At 58.5% G+C, this 19,776-nt stretch carries 19 protein-coding genes and 1 tRNA gene; 6 read left to right on the top strand and 14 right to left on the bottom strand.

Annotated elements, in window-relative coordinates:
• Positions 1 to 2: 2 nt before the first annotated feature.
• The 10 genes from ACR0NT_RS00260 to iscR all read right to left on the bottom strand — a co-directional run bounded on the left by ACR0NT_RS00260 (position 3) and on the right by iscR (position 8,253).
• Positions 3 to 79: transfer RNA gene (locus ACR0NT_RS00260), tRNA-Arg, on the bottom strand.
• Positions 80 to 594: 515 nt separating this feature from the next.
• The gene (locus ACR0NT_RS00255) at positions 595 to 1,815 is read right to left on the bottom strand and encodes a cysteine desulfurase (RefSeq protein ID WP_170442814.1); all 1,221 of its coding nucleotides are present in this window, start codon (positions 1,813 to 1,815) and stop codon (positions 595 to 597) included.
• Positions 1,816 to 1,827: 12 nt separating this feature from the next.
• The gene (locus ACR0NT_RS00250) at positions 1,828 to 2,385 is read right to left on the bottom strand and encodes a Yip1 family protein (protein ID WP_170442816.1); all 558 of its coding nucleotides are present in this window, start codon (positions 2,383 to 2,385) and stop codon (positions 1,828 to 1,830) included.
• Positions 2,382 to 2,867: a YIP1 family protein gene (locus ACR0NT_RS00245; protein ID WP_170442818.1), complete on the bottom strand. Its 486-nt coding sequence runs from the start codon at positions 2,865 to 2,867 to the stop codon at positions 2,382 to 2,384. Before ACR0NT_RS00245 ends, ACR0NT_RS00250 begins: the two co-directional genes overlap by 4 nt.
• On the bottom strand, positions 2,867 to 4,147 hold the full coding sequence (gene sufD / locus ACR0NT_RS00240; protein WP_170671510.1) for a Fe-S cluster assembly protein SufD: 1,281 nt from the start codon (positions 4,145 to 4,147) through the stop codon (positions 2,867 to 2,869). The genes ACR0NT_RS00245 and sufD overlap by 1 nt, the downstream gene beginning before the upstream one ends.
• Positions 4,147 to 4,902: a Fe-S cluster assembly ATPase SufC gene (sufC, locus tag ACR0NT_RS00235; RefSeq protein WP_170671512.1), complete on the bottom strand. Its 756-nt coding sequence runs from the start codon at positions 4,900 to 4,902 to the stop codon at positions 4,147 to 4,149. Before sufC ends, sufD begins: the two co-directional genes overlap by 1 nt.
• A 49-nt stretch (positions 4,903 to 4,951) precedes the next feature.
• Entirely contained in the window at positions 4,952 to 5,155 is a 204-nt protein-coding gene (locus ACR0NT_RS00230) for a hypothetical protein (protein ID WP_170671514.1), read from the bottom strand.
• Positions 5,155 to 6,675, bottom strand: a complete 1,521-nt coding sequence (gene sufB, locus ACR0NT_RS00225; RefSeq protein WP_170671516.1) for a Fe-S cluster assembly protein SufB — start codon at positions 6,673 to 6,675, stop codon at positions 5,155 to 5,157. Before sufB ends, ACR0NT_RS00230 begins: the two co-directional genes overlap by 1 nt.
• Positions 6,676 to 6,693: 18 nt before the next feature.
• Entirely contained in the window at positions 6,694 to 7,737 is a 1,044-nt protein-coding gene (locus ACR0NT_RS00220; RefSeq protein WP_170671518.1) for a cysteine desulfurase family protein, read from the bottom strand.
• A 57-nt stretch (positions 7,738 to 7,794) separates the two neighbouring features.
• Positions 7,795 to 8,253, bottom strand: a complete 459-nt coding sequence (iscR, locus tag ACR0NT_RS00215; protein ID WP_170442830.1) for a Fe-S cluster assembly transcriptional regulator IscR — start codon at positions 8,251 to 8,253, stop codon at positions 7,795 to 7,797.
• A gap of 177 nt (positions 8,254 to 8,430) precedes the next feature.
• On the opposite strand from iscR, the gene ACR0NT_RS00210 reads away from it, so the two are divergent.
• From ACR0NT_RS00210 to ACR0NT_RS00185, 6 genes are all read left to right on the top strand, one after another.
• A complete protein-coding gene (locus tag ACR0NT_RS00210) occupies positions 8,431 to 9,084 on the top strand; it encodes an alpha/beta hydrolase (protein ID WP_170442832.1) in 654 nt (217 codons plus the stop codon).
• Complete coding sequence (locus ACR0NT_RS00205; RefSeq protein ID WP_170442834.1) at positions 9,084 to 9,329, top strand: hypothetical protein; 246 nt, start codon at positions 9,084 to 9,086, stop codon at positions 9,327 to 9,329. Before ACR0NT_RS00210 ends, ACR0NT_RS00205 begins: the two co-directional genes overlap by 1 nt.
• Positions 9,326 to 10,483, top strand: coding sequence for an HD domain-containing protein (locus ACR0NT_RS00200; protein ID WP_170671520.1), 1,158 nt, complete (start codon positions 9,326 to 9,328; stop codon positions 10,481 to 10,483). Before ACR0NT_RS00205 ends, ACR0NT_RS00200 begins: the two co-directional genes overlap by 4 nt.
• A gap of 391 nt (positions 10,484 to 10,874) precedes the next feature.
• Positions 10,875 to 11,210: an SMR family transporter gene (locus ACR0NT_RS00195; RefSeq protein ID WP_170442838.1), complete on the top strand. Its 336-nt coding sequence runs from the start codon at positions 10,875 to 10,877 to the stop codon at positions 11,208 to 11,210.
• Positions 11,211 to 11,286: 76 nt separating this feature from the next.
• The gene (gene typA / locus ACR0NT_RS00190; protein ID WP_170671522.1) at positions 11,287 to 13,104 is read left to right on the top strand and encodes a translational GTPase TypA; all 1,818 of its coding nucleotides are present in this window, start codon (positions 11,287 to 11,289) and stop codon (positions 13,102 to 13,104) included.
• Between the two features lie 299 nt (positions 13,105 to 13,403).
• Complete coding sequence (locus tag ACR0NT_RS00185; protein ID WP_480442523.1) at positions 13,404 to 14,360, top strand: hypothetical protein; 957 nt, start codon at positions 13,404 to 13,406, stop codon at positions 14,358 to 14,360.
• 140 nt (positions 14,361 to 14,500) lie between these two features.
• On the opposite strand, the gene ACR0NT_RS00180 is transcribed toward ACR0NT_RS00185, so the two are convergent.
• From ACR0NT_RS00180 to recA, 4 genes are all read right to left on the bottom strand, one after another.
• Positions 14,501 to 15,124 carry a transglutaminase-like cysteine peptidase gene (locus ACR0NT_RS00180; RefSeq protein WP_170671525.1) on the bottom strand — a complete coding sequence of 208 codons (624 nt, stop codon included), beginning with the start codon at positions 15,122 to 15,124 and terminating at the stop codon, positions 14,501 to 14,503.
• Between the two features lie 355 nt (positions 15,125 to 15,479).
• Positions 15,480 to 15,767: a DUF1330 domain-containing protein gene (locus ACR0NT_RS00175; RefSeq protein WP_170442844.1), complete on the bottom strand. Its 288-nt coding sequence runs from the start codon at positions 15,765 to 15,767 to the stop codon at positions 15,480 to 15,482.
• 1 nt (position 15,768) lies between these two features.
• A complete protein-coding gene (alaS, locus tag ACR0NT_RS00170; RefSeq protein ID WP_170442846.1) occupies positions 15,769 to 18,438 on the bottom strand; it encodes an alanine--tRNA ligase in 2,670 nt (889 codons plus the stop codon).
• 223 nt (positions 18,439 to 18,661) lie between these two features.
• Complete coding sequence (gene recA, locus ACR0NT_RS00165) at positions 18,662 to 19,729, bottom strand: recombinase RecA (protein WP_170671527.1); 1,068 nt, start codon at positions 19,727 to 19,729, stop codon at positions 18,662 to 18,664.
• Positions 19,730 to 19,776 lie beyond the last annotated feature (47 nt).

Raw genomic sequence — 19,776 nt, 5'->3', positions numbered from 1 at the left:
TATGGCGCTCGCGACAGGATTCGAACCTGTGACCTTCGCCTTCGGAGGGCGACACTCTATCCAGCTGAGCTACGCGAGCACGATGGCGTTAGTATCACGTTGTAGGTCAATGACAAGCCGTTTCTGCGCATCTCCCTCACGGAAAATTAGTGTGCTGCTTAGACGCCATAGCAACAAGCTTGGAGACGACAAAGCTCTTATTGATAGGTCAAAAAGATCAAAAACTCAGCTAGTCGCAACTTTCAATAGGGTGTTCGTTCAGACACCCAAAGTTGTGCTAAATTTTCAGGTTGGCCATAAAGTAGGGGTATACTTGTTGACGAGATTTTGCGGAACAGTGTGCAGTGGGGACACCTGAGGGTGTCTTATTGTGCAATTTTAGATACCCCTAAAACACCCAGAATAGCGCCCCGCACTGCCGATTTTACTTTTATTTTCAAAAAGTTAGAGATTACTTAGGTCACTCAGGCGCTTTATGCACTAATGACCTTCGGAGGGCAGCGCTCTATCCAGCTGAGCTACAGGTGCCTTGGCCGTTAGCTAACCTTGTTCCGATCCGGGTGCAACTGCAAATCTGCGCGGATCGGTCAGGTTTCAGGCGAACAGATCATGCGCCAGTTCCAGCGCATCGATCAGCGTGTCGACCTCGTCCTGGGTGTTATACAGACCAAAGCTGGCGCGGCAGGTTGCGGTCACACCGTAGAAATCCATCAACGGTCCGGCACAATGGTGGCCTGCACGCACGGCGACGCCTTTCTTGTCCAGAATCGTCGACACGTCATGCGCATGCCCTGCCCCGTCCAGCGTAAAGCTGAAGATGGCCGCCTTGTCGGCACGAGTGCCCTGCACCTGCACCCAGTTCAGACCCGTCAGGCGCTGCATCGCATAGTCACGAATCCCGGCCTCGTGCGCGGCGATGTTCTCCATTCCCAAATCCATCATGTAATCCAGTGCCACGCCAAGACCGATGGTCTGAACAATCCCCGGCGTCCCGGCCTCGAATTTCATCGGCGGGTCGTTGTAGATCACCTGATCCTTGCTGACCTCTTTGATCATGTCGCCGCCACCGATAAAGGGGCGCATCTCGGCCATACGTTCGGATTTGATATAGATCGCACCCGAGCCGGACGGACCATACAGCTTATGCCCGGTGATCGCATAGAAATCGCAGCCGATATCCTGCACGTTGACCGGCATATGCACGGCGCCCTGGCTGCCGTCGACCAGAACGGGAACGCCTTTGGCATGGGCGCCTTGCGTGATGGCCTTTACATCAACCACGGTGCCCAGGACGTTTGAACATTGGGTCACAGCGACCAGCTTGGTCTTAGGACCAATCGCGTCGATCACGGCCTGCGGATCCAGACCGCCCTCGGCATCCACGTCGACCCATTTCAGGACAACGCCCTGACGTTCACGCAGGAAATGCCAAGGTACGATGTTGGCGTGATGCTCCATGACGCTGAGGACGATCTCATCCCCCGCCTGCAGGCGGGGCATCGCCCAACCGTAAGCAACCAGATTGATCCCCTCGGTTGTGCCCGAGTTCAGGACGATCTCATCCTCATCCGCCGCACCCAGAAAGCGGGCGATGGTGCCGCGGACAGCCTCGTATTTCTCGGTCGCCAGGTTCGACAGGAAATGCAGGCCACGGTGAACGTTCGAGTATTCCTCGGAATAAGCCCGCGTCACCGCATCGATAACAACCTGAGGTTTTTGCGCCGAGGCCCCGTTATCCAGATAGGTCAGCGGCTTGCCGTTCACCTCGCGCGACAGGATCGGAAAGTCTGCGCGGATTTTTTGTACGTCATACATGGTCTTCTTTCCCTATACCGGAGCGTTGGGCATCAATGCGAGGACAAAGGGCACTGCAACCACACCAGCCAGCAAAATGACCCCGAAGGATTTCCAGAGCGATCCGAATTTATGGGCTTCATTCAGGAAATGGAGCGTGACGTAAAGGCTCAGAACAAATGTTGCGAGCGAAAACATCAGCATCAAGAAAGGAAGGACCATCGCCAGAACGAGAGTGATGAGCATCGCAACGATCTGAAGGTATTGCAGCCAGACAATCAGTGTCATGATGCCATTAAACGTCGCGACGCCGCCAAGTAAGCGCCCCGCAAACAAAAACGCCAGAATGCTGAGAAGTAAAAAGGCAGCCGAACGTATCAGGTAAAGAGCAACTGACTCTGATACTGGCGCCAGCTCCCCCTCTTGGAGCGGCAGAAACTGAAGCATCCCGACCTGCACCAGGCAACTCAGAACAACAGCCAGGAAAAACGCCAACCAAAGAACTTCGCGTCCGAGGCGGATATCCAGCAACTGCCGGGCGACCACGGCCGGATTGATCACAGTTTGAACAGCAAGATTCACAACATTCATTCTGCCTGCCTTTGCGCTTGTCTGAGACCGGCTAGCCAGAACCAGAAAAACACCCCGAGCCAGATTAAGCCGACCAGAGTCAATGCCGGGCCCGGTCCGATGAACCCGGCGACCAGACCATTCAACAGAACCAGAGGGGTCGATGACAGCAGCGCCCAGAACAATGCAAGACGGGCTCCGTAAGCTGTTCCGCGACCTCCGACCAAACGGGCAGCGCCATAAGACACAAAAGCCAGCGCGTAGAAGAACAGCGGCAGGATGATGACAGTGCCCAGCAAGGCCCCGCCCATCAGCATGTTCAGCTCAAGCCCTTCCAAATGCGCGCGCCGGGCAAGACTGGGAAGCTGCGCGATAAAAGCCACCACGCAGAACCCCATGACAAAGATCAGCGCCCTGTCCTCACGCTCACCCAAATCCAGAAGTCGGCGCACCACGCGCCCCGGCCCCCGGTACGTGGCCACGATATCCGATGTGACAGGCATCAGCTGCGCCGCGCCAGCCAGCCTTCCAAACGGGTCACGATCGCATCGGCCAGCTCGCTGTCTTCAATCTCGTCCACCGCCTCGGCCAGAAAGGCCAGCGTCAGCATGTTGGTGGCGTCCTTGACCGGAACCCCGCGCGAGCGCAGGTAGAACAGGGCAGTCTCGTCAATCGCGCCCGAGGTCGACCCGTGCGAACACGCAACGTCATCGGCATAGATCTCAAGCTCGGGCTTGGCGAGGAATTGGCTGTCGTCGTCCAGCAGCAGCGACTGGCTGATCTGATACCCGTCGGTTTTCTGTGCGCCTTCCTTCACAAGAATCTTGCCCTGGAATACGCCGGTCGCGCCGTTGCGCAGAACCTTCTTGAACACCTGGCGGCTTTCACAATTCACCGCGTCGTGGGTGATGAAGACGGTATCGTCATGGTGAAAATCACCGTCGCCAACACAGGCACCCGCCACATGGGCCACCGCATCGTCACCGGTCAGTTCGACAACCTGCTCGTTGCGGGTCAGAACGCCATTTGCGGTCAGGGTAAACGACTTGTAGGTCGATTCCTGCCCCAGACGGGTAAACATATGAGTCATCGCCCGGCGCTCGTGATCGCGACCCTGCGCACGCACGTGATGCAGCGTGCCGTTGTCGGCGATGTCGATCTCCATGCACTTGTTGAACCGAGACGCCGCCGGGCCGTTTTCCAGAATCGTCACCTCGGCCCCGCTTTCGACACGGACAATGTGATGCAGCATGGCATCCGACGTTTCCGATGCATGGCGATAGATCAGGCTGATCGGCTTTGACGGTTTGCCGGTGACGTGAATCGCGACGCCATCTTCTGCAAAGGCCGTGTTCAGCGCTGCCAGAGGCCGTTGCACCGGCGATTGCCCGCGCGCCTCAAGAACGCCGTACAGTTCCTTGGCCCAGTGAATATCCTTGCAGCAGATATCCTCGATCCGCTCGATATTGACGCCTTCCAGCTCCAGATCATCCGATTCTTCGGCGCTGAACACACCGTCGATGAAGACGATTTTCAACCGGTCGATCTCGCCGAACAATATCGCCTCATCCGAGTGGAACAGCGCGGCATGTGGTGCTTCCGGCGAAATCAGAGTGTCGGGGCGCGTGTATTTCCAATACTCGTCGCGCCGTCCGGGCAGGCCCATCTCCAACACACGCGCCAGAGCATCTTCACGCGCGGCACGCGTGCATCCGGCATCGGGCATGGTCAGCGCGGCCAACCGTTCCTCGGTAGCGGTCTGTTTTGCTTGCGGCAAAGCCATCAGTTCACCTCGGCCAGAATGTCGGCGTAACCGTTATGTTCAACCTCCAGCGCCAGTTCGGGGCCGCCGGATTTCACGATACGACCATCCGCCATGATGTGGACGACGTCGGGTTTGATGTGGTCCAGCAGGCGCTGATAGTGGGTAATCACCAGGAAGCCCCGGCCCTCGTCGCGCAGCGCGTTGACGCCTTCGGACACCAGCTTCATCGCATCCACGTCGAGGCCCGAGTCGGTCTCGTCCAGGATGCACATCTTTGGCTCAAGCATGGCCATCTGCAGGATTTCGTTGCGCTTTTTCTCACCGCCCGAGAAACCGACATTGACCGGGCGCTTGAGCATGTCCGCGTCGATTTTCAGCGATTTGGCTTTTTCGCGCACGACTTTCAGGAATTCAGCGGCGGACAGTTCCTCTTGCCCGCGTGCTTTGCGCTGCGCATTCACGGCGGTCCGCAGGAAGGTCATGTTGCCGACGCCCGGAATTTCGACCGGGTATTGGAACGCCAGAAAGACGCCTGCAGCGGCGCGCTCTTCCGGCTCCATCTCCAGCAGGTCTTCGCCGTCCAGAGTGGCCGAACCTTCGGTGACCTCATAGCCATCCCGACCCGACAGCACATAGCTGAGCGTCGACTTGCCCGAGCCATTCGGCCCCATGATCGCGTGTACCTTGCCAGCCTCAACCGTCAGGTCCACACCTTTCAGGATCTGCTTGTCTTCTTCTTCAAGTTGTACGTGCAGGTTCTTGATTTCCAGCATGTTTTGTCCTTTTGCGTATCGCAAGGGGCGCCCCGGCCCCGATAAATTCCTATCCCAGCACTTTGCGGATCAGACGTGCAGCAACCCACCCAAGGATTGCCCCGATGCCGACCGCCCAGACCGGGTTGATGAAGTCCATGTAGAAGATGTTGACGTAGGCCACCCCAAGCAGGCCGCCCAAAACCGGCAATGCATATCCAAGCCAGGTCAGCACATCATCCCTTTGGATGCCTTTCCGGGGTGTCCGCGCCATCAACCGACAGAGCCTTCCAGCGAGATTGCCACCAGTTGCTGCGCTTCCATGGCGAACTCCATCGGCAGCGCCTGCAGTACGTCCTTGCAGAACCCGTTGACGACCAGCGCCACGGCCTCTTCCTCGTCCATGCCGCGCTGACGGCAGTAGAACAGCTGATCGTCGTCCACCTTGGAGGTCGTCGCCTCATGTTCCACGCGCGATGAGTTGTTCTTGACCTCGATATACGGAACAGTGTGCGCCCCGCATTTGTCACCGATCAGCAAGCTGTCACACTGGGTATAGTTGCGGCTGTCCTTGGCTTTCGGATGCATCGAGACCAGACCGCGATAGGTGTTCTGTGCCTTGCCCGCGCTGATCCCCTTGGACACGATGCGCGACTTGGTGTTTTTGCCCAGGTGAACCATCTTGGTGCCGGTGTCAGCCTGCTGCATGTTGTTTGTGATCGCGATCGAGTAGAACTCACCCTGGCTTTCATTGCCGCGCAGGATGCAGGACGGGTATTTCCAGGTTACGGCCGAACCGGTTTCCACCTGCGTCCACATCACCTTGGACCGGTCGCCCCGGCAATCGGCGCGCTTGGTCACAAAGTTGTAGATGCCGCCCTTGCCGTTCTCATCCCCGGGGAACCAGTTCTGAACGGTCGAGTATTTCACCTCGGCGTCTTCCTCGACGATGATCTCAACCACGGCGGCGTGCAACTGCGCGGTGTCGCGCTGAGGCGCGGTACAGCCTTCCAGATAGGACACGTACGAGCCCTTGTCGGCGATGATCAGCGTGCGCTCGAACTGGCCGGTGTTTTCCGCGTTGATGCGGAAATAGGTGCTCAGTTCCATCGGGCAGCGGACACCCGGCGGGATGTAGACGAAGGACCCGTCCGAGAACACGGCCGAATTCAGCGTGGCGTAAAAGTTATCCGATACCGGAACCACGGTGCCCAGATACTTCTTCACCAGCTCGGGGTGATCCTTGATCGCCTCGGAGATCGAGCAGAAGATCACGCCATGCTTGGCCAGTTCGTCCTTGAAGGTCGTACCCACGGATACCGAGTCGAAAACCGCGTCCACAGCAACCTTGCGGCCTTCTGCGGGCATGTCTTCGGCCCCTTCGACGCCTGCCAGAATCATCTGTTCTTTCAGTGGGATACCCAGCTTTTCGTAAGTGGCCAGAAGCTTGGGGTCGACTTCGTCCAGCGACTTCGGCTTCTCCTCCATCGATTTCGGGCGGGCATAGTAATACTGGTCCTGAAAGTCGATCGGCGGGTAATGCACCATCGCCCATGTCGGCTCTTCCATCTTGGTCCAGCGCTCAAAGGCCGACAGGCGCCATTCGGTCATCCACTCGGGCTCTTCGTTTTTCTCAGAGATCAGGCGAACGATATCCGGGTTCACGCCCTTGGGCGCATATTCCATCTCGATATCGGTATCCCAGCCGTATTTGTAGGTGCCAACCTCGCGCACCGCATCCACGGTTTCCTGATCGACACCTTCTTTTACCTGGGTCTGGTCCAAAGCGGCCATATCCTTCACTCCGTCAGATCACGCGGCACGCGCGCGATGCTTTTTCTCTTTTTCAAGCCACGCTTCGGCGAAGCGCAGCACATCTTCTTGCGTGGTCAAAGGGCCAAGCGACACGCGTATCGCGCTGGCTGCTGTGACCTCGTCATAACCCATTGCCGTAAGAACCGCGCTGGCGCGGACTTTGCCGCTGGAACAGGCTGATCCCGCACTCACCGCAAAACCCGCCAGGTCCATCTGCATTACCTGCGTTTCGCCCTTCCAGCCGGGAGTAGCGAAACACAAGGTATTGGGCAGGCGATCCTGATCTTTCCCGACAAAAATAGTAGATTTAGAACCAGCCTCAAGGGCCTTTTCTAGAATATTTCTAAATTCTTGGACCTGCTCCCAAACGCCATTGGCCAGATCCCGAGCCGCTGCCTCAGCTGCAGCCCCGAACCCCGCGATTCCAATGACATTTTCCGTGCCCGAGCGGCGGCCCATCTCCTGACCTCCGCCCTTGATCTGGGCAGGCAAGTCCGTGCCGCGCTTCATCACGACAGCGCCGATGCCCTTTGGGCCGCCCAACTTATGGGCCGAGATCAGCGCCATCTGGGTGTCCAGCCAGTTGAACGCGACCGGCAGTTTACCAAAAGCCTGTGTTGCATCGGTCACAGCCAATCCCTTGGGTAGTTTCTGAACGATCCCGGTTTCCGAATTGGCCAGTTGTAGGGTCGAGCTCTCTGGTCCTGACACCTGCACCAGACCGGATATCGCAGTAGGTAAATCCTCGGCAATCCAAGCCCTTACAGCATCATGCTCAATCGCAGAGCCGTGCAGGTTACGGCCACCCAACGCCAGCGCTGCCCCCTCGGTCGAGCCCGAGGTGAACACGATATCCGCTCCATCGGCCCCAAAAGCGGATGCAATTTGCGCCCGCGCGCGCTCTACCACTGCTTTGGCCGCGCGCCCTTCGGCATGGACCGAGGACGGGTTACCGCACAGATCCATCGCCGCAATCATCGCGTCGCGCGCCTCAGGTCGCAGAGGCGTTGTTGCGTTGTAATCAAGATAAACGCGAGTCATGGATTCACCTTTTCCCAAACGCGAAACCCCTGGCTGCCGGGTACTTGGTGCATCACATCACTCATCCACGACGGCAAACAGGCTGGGCACCGCAGGACATGGGGCCAGATCGTTCTTGATCACGTCCGACAACCGAGTCTGGTGCAGGAAGACATAAACATGCGCGCTGAGACTTTCCCACAGCCGGTTGGTCAGCGATTGCGCCCGACTTCCCGATGACGCGCCGGACGCCCCTGCGCCTTTTTGCAGCGCATCAACCGTTTCATCTACGGCCGCCAGAACCTCGACCACACGAATTTCCGATGCGGGGCGCGCCAGACGATAGCCGCCACCCGGTCCCCGAACCGAGGCCACAAGATCAGCGCGGCGCAGTTTGACGAACAGTTGTTCCAGATAGGGCAGCGAAATATCCTGCCGTTCCGAGATTTCCCCCAACGTCACAAGGGTATCTTGAGGCTGAGTAGCAATATCGGCCAATGCAACCATTGCGTAACGACCCTTGGTCGAAAGCTTCATTGTCTACTCCTTCAGGCTAGTACCGCGCGAAAACATTGACGCCGCCGCTAGCAGTGCGTATCTCCGACAGGCAGCAACTTGCGTAAAGCAACACAATTAGAACCGTTCTAAGGTGCCTGACGATAACCGTCAAGTATATCCCGGCACCAAGAAGAAAAAGACAGGACCAAAGCACACATGCCCGAGGTGATTTTTCCCGGACCCGAAGGCCGCCTGGAAGGCCGTTACCACCCGCAAAAGGAAAAAGACGCACCGATCGCCATCGTGCTGCACCCGCACCCACAATTCGGCGGGACCATGAACAACAAGGTCGTCTACAACCTGCATTATGCGTTCTACAACATGGGCTTCACCGTGTTGCGCTTTAACTTCCGCGGCGTGGGCCGCAGCCAGGGCGAATATGACCAAGGCGTGGGCGAGTTGAGCGATGCAGCCTCGGCGCTGGATTACCTGCAGTCGATGAACAACAACTCGAAACACTGCTGGGTTGCCGGTTTCTCGTTCGGCGCGTGGATCGGAATGCAACTGCTGATGCGCCGCCCTGAAATCACGGGCTTTATCAGCGTCTCTCCACCTGCGAACATGTATGACTTTTCGTTCCTGGCGCCCTGCCCCTCGTCCGGCCTGATCATCAACGGCTCGGCCGACCGCGTGGCGCCTCCGACAGACACCACCTCGCTGGTGAACAAGTTGCACGAACAAAAAGGCATAACCATTACTCATAACGAGGTGGAAGGCGCTGACCACTTCTTCCAGGATCGTCACATGGACACGCTGATCACCGATGTCAGCGATTATGTGAAACGCCGCCTGACCGAGAACACGCGCTGATGTCTGACACCATCACCACCCTCGCCTCGAAACTGGCCGAGGACACGATGAAAGTGATGGACGAAACCGGGGACGACCGCTTTTTTGTCGAAGTGGGCGATCTTCTGGGGGCGTCCTCACAGACCTTGGAAGAGGCGTTCCTGACCGAAGTCCGCGTGCGGTTGGCCGAACGCAAGGCCCGTCAATTTGTGATCAAGAAACTGACGGATCACCGCGCCAAGACTAAAGCGATCGAGAAACAATGACCGAAAGACTGTCCGCGCAGATCGAATTCCTGAAACGCGCGGACGGCCTGAAATCGGTTGATCGCGCCAACTTTCTTCTGGATCAGTCCCGCCCGGAGAACGCCGCCGAGCATAGCTGGCAATTGGCCCTGTGGGCGCTGGTGATGCAGCCGCTGGCCAGTGCGGACGTCAATATCGATCGGGTCATCCGAATGCTGTTGTTGCATGATCTGGTCGAGATCATCGTCGGCGACCATCCGATTCACCTGCAAACCGACTGGCGGGCCGTCGACCGGCTTGAAAACGCTGCAGCAGCCGAGTTGTTCGGCCTGTTGCCTGCAGATCAGGCTGCGGATTGTCTTGCCCTGTGGCAGGAGTTCGAGGCCGACCAGAGCCCGGACGCGAAGTTCGCCAAGTATTTGGATCGGTGCCAGCCGATGTTTCAGGTTCTTTGCGCACCCGCCCCACAGCCCGAACACCGGGCTATCGTGCAGGACAATCTGAACGGGGGGCGTGCCGCTTATTTAAGGACCGAATTCCCCGAGGCCTACGCCGCCGCCAAAAGCCTGCTGGAAGGCGACCAACCCACTGAAACCAGCTTCGCGACCCGCCTTGCCTTTCTGGCCGAGACCGACCAGTTGAAATCGGTCTACCGCGCTTCGCGCCTGCTCAGCGATGAACGTTTCGAAAACTCGGCTGAACATTCCTGGCATATCATGCTGTATGCGTGGATTCTGGCCGAACACGCGGCCCCCGGCGTTTCGATCGACCGCGCGCTGAAAATGCTTTTGCTGCATGATATCGTCGAGATCGACGCCGGAGACCACCCCATCCACGGTCAGGTCGACCACGCCGCGCAAGAGGCCGAGGAGCAGGCCGCCGCCGAACGCCTGTTCGGGTTGCTGCCGGATGATCAGAAATCAGACTTTAGATCCTTGTGGTACGAATTCGAAGCCGCAGAAAGCGCGGACGCCCGCTTCGCCAAGGCCATAGATCGCTTTCAGGCCCCGGTCGGCAACCTGGCTACGGGTGGCGGATCATGGACAGATTACAATGTCACCTATGCCCAGATCGAACAGCGGGTCGGCACTCCGATTCAGCGCGGTGCGCCGGGTCTGTGGACATGGCTTCAGCCGCAGCTTACCGCCTTTTTCGCTGCAGCGGCCAGTTCATAGGCAAAAGAAAAAGAGGCCCAAAGGCCTCTTTTCCCCGTGTTTCGGCAGGCGCTCAAACCTGATCACTATCTAACCGTTCAACAAACTTGGCCGCGTTTTTGTCGACGGACCCCCCGCCAGCAAGCCACCCAAGCGCCACAATCAACGCCGAAACAAAGACGATATAACGTGCGAATTTCGTCATAAGAATACACTCACAAAACAAAAACCTTTAAAAACAGAGACTTTATATCACAGAGCTTCACGCAAAGACAGTCTGGTTATCCTGACCTTACGACAGGCAGATCGGCTTGATACGGCGTCTTTGGTCGGGCGATCGGGCCGAGATTTCTCTTGCCCGCCCGGCTGATTTCGTGCTCAACCTCGCAAAACTTCTGTCGAGAACCCCACCGTGCCCCATGCTTATCTGATCCTGTTTCTGGCGGTTATCGCCGAGACCATCGGTACGACGGCCCTGCAGGCCAGCCATCAGTTCAGCCGCCTCTGGCCGTCCGTTCTGGTCGTGGTCAGCTATGGTATTGCCTTCTATCTTCTGGGGCTGACGCTGAAATTCATGCCCGTCGGGATCGTCTATGCGATCTGGTCCGGCCTTGGCATCGTTTTCATCGCGATCATCGGCTTTATCGTCTTTGGACAGCGGCTGGACTGGCCGGCGGTCCTTGGCCTTACGATGATTCTGGCCGGAATTCTGATCATTCACCTGTTTTCCAAGACCGCTGGCCACTGATCACCGGTTAGGGCTGGCCTATTTGGTCAAACCGCGCTATGCGCGCGGCAACTTCCCGTTCAAAGGCTGACCTCTCATGGACCTGCGCAATATCGCAATCATCGCTCACGTGGACCACGGCAAGACGACCCTGGTGGATGAGCTGCTCAAACAATCCGGCGCGTTCCGGGAAAATCAGGCCGTCGCTGAGCGTGCGATGGACAGCAACGATCTAGAACGCGAGCGCGGGATCACCATCCTTGCCAAGGCCACCTCGGTCGAGTGGAAGGGCACGCGCATCAACATCGTCGACACGCCCGGCCACGCCGACTTCGGCGGTGAGGTCGAACGGATTCTCAGCATGGTCGACGGCGTTGTGCTACTGGTCGATGCCGCCGAAGGCCCGATGCCGCAGACCAAGTTCGTGACCTCCAAGGCGCTGGCACTGGGCCTGCGTCCGATCGTAGTGCTGAACAAGGTCGACAAGCCCGACGCCGAACCCGACCGCGCGCTGGACGAGTGTTTCGACCTGTTCGCCAACCTGGGCGCTGACGACGACCAGTTGGACTTTCCAGCCATGTATGCCTCGGGCCGCTCAGGCTGGGCCGACATGGAGCTGGATGGCCCCCGCAAGGACCTGAGCGCCCTGTTCGACCTGGTCGTTGACCACGTTCCCGCGCCGAAGCAGGCGGACAAGAAAGACGAACCCTTTCGCATGCTGGCCACCACGCTGGGCAGCGACCCGTTCATCGGCCGCATCCTGACCGGTCGGGTGGAAAGCGGAACACTGAAGGCGGGCGATACGCTCAAGGCGCTGTCGCGCGACGGTACGCTGATCGAGAACTTCCGTGCCTCGAAAATCCTCGCCTTCCGCGGTTTGGGTCAACAACCCATCGACGTGGCCGAGGCCGGTGACATCGTCACCATCGCAGGCATGAGCAAAGCCACCGTGGCTGACTCGCTGGTGGCGCCGCAGGTCGAAGAGGCCCTGCCCGCCCAACCCATCGACCCGCCCACCATCACCGTAACCTTTGGCATCAACGACTCGCCCCTGGCCGGTCGTGACGGCAAGAAGGTGCAGTCGCGCGTGATCCGCGACCGCCTGATGAAAGAAGCCGAATCCAACGTCGCGATCCGCATTACCGACACCCCCGGCGGCGAGGCTTTTGAGGTCGCCGGTCGTGGCGAATTGCAGATGGGCGTTCTGATCGAGAACATGCGCCGCGAAGGGTTTGAACTCAGTATCTCGCGCCCGCAGGTTCTGTTCCGGGACGAGGACGGCCAGCGTATGGAACCCATCGAAGAGGTTACCATCGATGTGGACGACGAATTCTCGGGTGCGGTGATCGAAAAGGTCACCGGCGCGCGCAAAGGCGAACTGGCCGAGATGCGCCCCGCCGGTGCTGGCAAGACTCGGATCATTGCGCATGTGCCGTCACGCGGACTGATCGGCTATCACGGCGAATTTCTGACCGACACCCGCGGCACCGGCGTTCTGAACCGCGTGTTCCACGGCTGGGCGGCCCACAAAGGTCCGATTCCGGGCCGTCGCGCGGGCGTTCTGATCTCGATGGAGAATGGTCAGGCCGTCGCCTACGCCCTGTGGAACCTCGAAGAGCGTGGCCGCATGTTCGTTGGCCCTCAGGCCGATGTCTATCAGGGCATGGTGATCGGAGAGCATTCACGCGATAACGATCTGGAAGTGAACCCGCTCAAGGGCAAAAAGCTTACCAACGTACGCGCCAGCGGTTCGGACGACGCGGTCCGGCTGACACCGCATATTCAGTTTTCGCTGGAGGAAGCCATCGCGTATATTGACGATGACGAGCTGGTCGAAGTCACTCCGAACGCCGTGCGCCTGCGCAAGCGCTTTCTGGATCCGCATGAGCGCAAACGCATGGCAAAGTCTGCCTAAGGTTGACAACACCATCGTTCACAATTGTGAAACAATGCTTCAACAGTGGCAGTTTTGCATCCGTAATGGGCCTATAAAGCTCCCGATAGCCCGCCAACTTGGCGGGCTTACTTTTTGTTTTTTGGTTAATTTCTACTTTAACGGGTATCGCCGAATCCAGCTCCACTCATGCTCCCCTTGAAATTGTGTCCAAAAACGGATGTAATCAAGGAATAAGTGTGGCACGATAGTATTACCAAATTATGTGTCTCCGCAGTTAGTGCGGCAAAGTGTGTAACGAGTTTTGAAGGAGTGGCGCCATGTGCGTGAAGTCTCGACTATTGTCTATTGTATTTGTTTCAGCGACATTCCCACTGATCACAGCCAGTGCGGCGCTAGCAGAAAGATGTAACATCAAAACGGCTCGACAATCGGTGTCGACCGATACCTTGTGTGCGTGCACGGTCGTCGATACCCGGATGTTACGCTACATTCAGCGGCGGGCTGATTTCGAAGATATTCTGGCGCGGACATTGGAAAGCTGCCCGGCATTTGCAGCCGTTCTAACCGACCCGCCAACAGCCACTACAGCCGCATCTGCGCGCGATGGCGAGGGTGAAGACTCTGGCTTCAGCAACGACGGTGGTGACAACGGCAGCGACGGTGGTGACAACGGCGACGACGGTGGTGACAACGGCGACGACGGTGGTGACAACGGCGACGACGGTGGTGACGACGGCGACGACGGTGGTGACAACGGCAACGACGGCGGCAACAACGGCGATGGCAACGGCGGTAACAACGGCGGCGGCGGCAGCAACGGCGATGGCAACGGTGGTAACAACGGCGGCGGTGGCAACGACGGCAACGGCAACGGCGGAAATAACGGCGATGGCGGTAACACCGGCGATGGCAACGGCGGCAATAACGGCGGCGGTGGCAACGACGGCAACGGCAACGGCGGCAATAACGGCGATGGCGGCAACACCGGCGATGGCAACGGCGGAAATAATGGCAGCGGTGGCAACGACGGCAACGGCAACGGCGGCAATAACGGCGATGGCGGCAACACCGGCGATGGCAATGGCGGCAATAATGGCAGCGGTGGCAACGACGGTAGCGGCAACGGCGGCAATAACGGCGATAGCGGCAACACCGGCGATGGCAACGGTGGCAGCAATGACAGTGGCAGCGGCGGCAATTCCGGCGGTGCTGGCACCGGTGGCGGTGACGGCGGCGGTAATTCCGGTGGTGCCGGCAGTGGCGGTGTTTTCTAAATGACAAACTGCGGGCCTGCGCCGCAAAACGATGTGCGGCGCAGCCGGGTCACACAGAAAACACCTTGAATACGGAAAGGGCGACGCTTGCGTCGCCCTTGCTCATGCCTAAATAACCCGATTGTTCATCAGGGGTACTATCAGCTGCGGCTGTAAACCCCAACCCAACCACTGGGTTTCCGCGGGTTTTGCATCCGAAGGAAAAGATATTGCGTGGCCGACCATGGCTTAATTTGGTTTGTCAGGTTGTCCAAAACCAGATCACCAGCTGCCGAGCGGTAGACCAGCACAGCATGCGCATTCCGCTGCTTATCCAGAACCGTTGCGATCAGCAATTTGCTGGGATCGACTCCGGCGCGAATGAGATCTCGTTTCTTCAGCAGAGCGAAATCTTCACAATCCCCGCCTCGGGACGTCGGCAGCGCCCATCTTTCCGCGATGCGGTACTGCGACTGATCCGTCACCGAGCGCGTCGTTGCATTGACCTGCAGATTGACCCGCTGGATTATCTGCATTTCCTGCTGGCTGGACATGGAAACCGAAGCCTTGGTTGAACAGGCCCAGTTGTATTGACGGCACAATTGACGGGCGCCCGAAGGCGGCGGCGATGCCGATACGACTTGGAGATAGCTTCCTTCGCTTGCCTCTGCAGCGGTACCCGCACCCCAAGCGCCCACCGCCAGCGCGGCAGCTGCGAAAAGTCGACCCAAAGTTGAGGTCAACCGCGAAAAAACGGCTCTGAATTCAGTACTCAACGGTTTCATGCCTGTTCCTCGATCCAAATTCATCCACGCGATTGCAGAGAACGGGACCGTAGATTATTTTGCTAACTATCAGTGGACGGGGCCGTTTGCGCAATCTGCGGTGAGGTTGCAATCAAAAAGAGGCGGAAATTCGTTCCGCAATTTGACCATTTCAGGCAAGAATTGAGAGAATCCGGCCACAATTTAAAGGTGACCTAACGTAATCTTTTCACCCGGCATCCGTGATAAGCGTTTGAAAAAATTAGCTGCAATCCGAAAAGAAAAAGGTCAGGCAACCGCTCGGGCCACCTGACACGTTCATGCGCTGAAATCCGCTCAGCTTGTCAGAATCTGGCGTAAGTTTGCCAGAGTGATTCTAGTCGGTGATCTCAACAACGACCAATTCACGCTCGCTGGCGCCGCGCGCGTGGTCCAGCGCCTGCTGGTATTCAGGGGATTCGTAGCACTCCACCGCGGCTTCAACCGAGGGGAACCGGGCAACCACATTGCGGGGCCGCTCTTTGCCTTCAAGCTGCACATAGCGCGCGGCGCGGGCGATGAACTCACCCCCATGCTTGGCAATCGCGGGGCCCGCCAGCTCGGCATATTTTCCATAGGCCTCGGCGTCGGTCACAGTAACATGGGCGATCCAGAGTGCAGGCATGTTATCCTCCCAATACTTGCTCTGCGGCTTTGATCGCCGCGTCCGAATTCGAGGCATCACGGCCGCCGCCCTGCGCCATGTCGGGGCGTCCACCGCCGCCTTTGCCACCCAGTTCGACCACTGCGGCCCGAACCAGATCAACAGCCGAAACCTTGTCCGTCAGGTCCGAGGTCACCCCGGCCGCTACGGCGGCCTTGCCACCGGCATCCGCAATCAACAGCACTGCGCCCGAGCCCAGCCGGCTTTTGTGTTCGTCGATCAAAGCGGGCAAGTCCTTGCCAGAAACACCGTTCAGCGCCTGGGCTAGGAAAGGTACACCATTCACCTCGCGCGCCTCGGCGCCGCCCTGCCCCGAGCCGCCCGCCATCGCCAGGTCGCGACGCAGCTGGGCAACTTCGTTTTGCAAGGCCTTGCGTTCATCCAACAGTGACTTGACCCGGCTGACCACATCATCCGGCTGCGCCTTCAACTCTGATGCGATCTGCCCAAGCCGTTGATCTTGTGTCGAAAGATGGCGGAAAGCCTCATCCCCGGTCAGCGCTTCGATCCGGCGCACACCGGCACTGCTGGCACTGTCACCCAGCACGACAAACGTACCGATATCCCCGGTCTGACGCACATGCGTTCCGCCGCACAGCTCGATCGACCACGTGTCGCCGTCATGCCCTTTGCCTGTCGGGGCCTTACCCATCGAGACAACGCGAACCTCGTCGCCGTATTTCTCACCAAACAACGCCTGAGCACCCAGTTCCCGCGCATCGTCCGGCGTCATGATCCGGGTTTCAACGGTCGAGTTCTGGCGTATGAACTCGTTCACCTCGCGCTCGACCTTCTGGATTTCCTCGGGGCTCAGCGCCTTGGAATGGCTGAAGTCGAACCGCAGCCGGTCCGATGCATTCAGCGACCCGCGCTGTGCTACGTGATCGCCCAGCGTTTCACGCAGCGCCTCATGCAGCAGGTGCGTGGCCGAGTGGTTGGCCCGGATCGCGGTGCGGCGCGCGTGATCGACCGCAAGCTCAACCGAGTCGCCCGTCGACAACGTGCCCTGGCTGACCGTCACCCGATGCGCATAGACCTTGCCTTCGGCAAACTTGCGGGTGTCTTCAACCCGCGACACATCCTGCATGTTCTCGAGACGCCGGATTTCACCAGTGTCGCCGACCTGGCCACCGGCTTCGCCATAAAAAGGTGTCTGATTGACGATAACCCATCCTGTGCCACCCTGTTCGATCTTGTCGACCAGAGCACCATCCACGATCAGCGCGGCCACCTGCCCCTCGGCTTTCTCGGTATCGTAGCCAAGGAAATCCGTGGCCCCAGTCTGATCCAGAACGTCGAACCAAATGGCCTGATCTGCGGCCTCTCCGGACCCAGCCCACGCGGCGCGGGCCTTGGCTTTTTGTTCAGCCATGGCGGCATCGAAACCATCCGTATCCACCGTCAGGCCCTTTTCGCGCAGCGCATCCTGCGTCAGGTCCAGCGGAAAACCGTATGTGTCGTAAAGCTTGAACGCCGCATCACCAGACAATGCCGCACCTTCGGACAGGCCCGCGACCTCGTCATCCAGCAGCTTCAGACCGCGATCCAGGGTCTGCTTGAAGCGTGTTTCTTCCAGCAAAAGCGTCTCTTCGATCAACGGCTGCGCTTGACCCAGTTCGGAATACTGCGCACCCATCAGCTGCACCAGTGAAGGCACTAGACGGTGCATGACCGGATCTTTCGCACCCAGCAAATGGGCATGTCGCATCGCCCGGCGCATGATCCGGCGCAGAACATAGCCACGCCCGTCATTGCTTGGCATCACGCCATCCGCAATCAGGAACGACGTCGAACGCAGGTGATCCGCGATGACGCGGTGATGAACGTTTTGGTCCCCGTAAGGATCAACGCCGGTTGCATCTGCCGACGCCTCGATCAGCGTTTTAAAAAGATCGGTGTCATAGTTGTCATGGCTGCCCTGTAGAAGCGCGCCAATCCGCTCCAGCCCCATGCCGGTGTCGATCGATTGCATGTCGAGTTCGACCATCGAGCCGTCTTCGAACTGCTCGTTCTGCATGAAAACGATGTTCCAGATTTCGATGAACCGGTCACCATCTTCCTCGGCCGAGCCCGGAGGACCGCCCCAGATATGATCACCATGGTCATAGAAAATCTCGGTGCAAGGTCCACAAGGACCAGTTGGGCCCATCTGCCAGAAATTGTCATTGGTGGCGATGCGGATGATCCGGTCTTCGGGAACGCCGACCTTTTTCCAGATCTCGAAAGCCTCGTCATCGGTGTGATAAACCGTTGTCAACAGGCGGTTTTTGTCGATGCCGAATTCCTTGGTGATCAACTCCCACGCAAAGGGGATTGCCTCGGGCTTGAAGTAGTCGCCGAACGAGAAGTTGCCCAACATCTCAAAAAAAGTGTGGTGCCGCGCGGTGTAACCCACGTTGTCCAAGTCATTATGCTTGCCGCCCGCGCGCACACATTTCTGCGCCGTGGTCGCACGCTGGTAATCGCGCGTTTCCACTCCGGTGAACAGGTTCTTGAACTGCACCATCCCCGAGTTCACGAACATCAGCGTAGGGTCATTGCGTGGAACCAGAGGGCTGGATGCCACCACCTCATGCCCCTGCTTGGCAAAGTAGTTCAGAAAGGTCGATCGGATATCGTTCAGCGTGGGCATTTGGGCTCTCTCAGCGCTCAATCATCTTGTTCGCTCATGGGTTTATCCCTGTCCCAGAGGATAGTCCACAGGATAGACAGATAGCCTTAAGGATAAGCAGGTATCTAACAGCATCGTGCGTGCCCAAAACGAAACAAGGCGGCCACGGTGGACCGCCCTGTTCCGGGTATTCTCAGCACCAGTGGGGTGCCGGGGGATTTCTGCTGTTCCCGTCAGCGACTGTTTAAGCTTCGAGGATATCGTCATCCTCGGCAGCACCCGGCGGCATGTCGAACTCCAGACCGTGCGCGGCACGAATCTTGTCTTCGATCTCAAGCGCGGCACGACCGTTGTCACGCAGGTACTGTTTGGCATTCTCACGCCCCTGCCCGATCCGCTCGTCACCGTAGCTGAACCACGAGCCCGACTTCTCGACCACACCGGCCTTGACGCCCAGATCCAGCAGTTCGCCCATTTTACTGATACCTTCGCCATACATGATGTCGAATTCCACCTGCTTGAACGGCGGCGCCACCTTGTTCTTGACGACCTTGACGCGGGTCTGGTTGCCGACCACCTCATCGCGGTCCTTGATCGCGCCGATCCGGCGAATGTCCAAACGGACCGAGCTGTAGAATTTCAGAGCATTGCCACCGGTCGTCGTTTCCGGGCTACCGAACATCACGCCGATCTTCATCCGGATCTGGTTGATGAAGATCACCATGCAGTTCGAGCGGTTGATCGACCCGGTCAGTTTCCGCATCGCCTGACTCATCAGCCGGGCCTGTACGCCCACGCTGCTGTCGCCCATGTCGCCCTCCAACTCGGACTTCGGCGTCAGCGCCGCCACCGAGTCGACCACGACCATGTTCACCGCCCCGGATCGCACCAGCGTATCGGTGATCTCCAAAGCCTGTTCGCCAGTGTCGGGCTGAGAAATCAGCAGCTCATCCAGATCCACACCCAGCTTGCGGGCATATTGCGGATCCAGCGCGTGTTCCGCATCGACGAACGCACAAACACCGCCACGCTTCTGCTGTTCTGCAATGCAATGCAGCGTCAGCGTTGTCTTACCCGAGCTTTCAGGCCCGTAAATCTCAACAATCCGGCCCATCGGCAGGCCGCCGATCCCCAACGCGATATCCAGCCCCAATGACCCGGTCGAGCTGGCATCGATGTCCTGCTTGGAATCTTCGCCCAGCTTCATGATCGAGCCCTTGCCGAACTGCCGTTCGATCTGAGCCAGCGCGCTGTCGAGCGCCTTTTGCTTGTCTGCGTTTTTCTTGTCGCTCATCGTCAGAAGATCCGCCATTGTCCTGTCGCCTTACCTTTTGTCACACCCTTGAACGGGCGGCAATC

It is taken from the genome of Ruegeria sp. AB10, assembly GCF_056542745.1.
The sequence above is the reverse complement of the archived record's forward strand: the minus strand, read 5'-3'. Positions and strand labels throughout refer to the sequence as shown.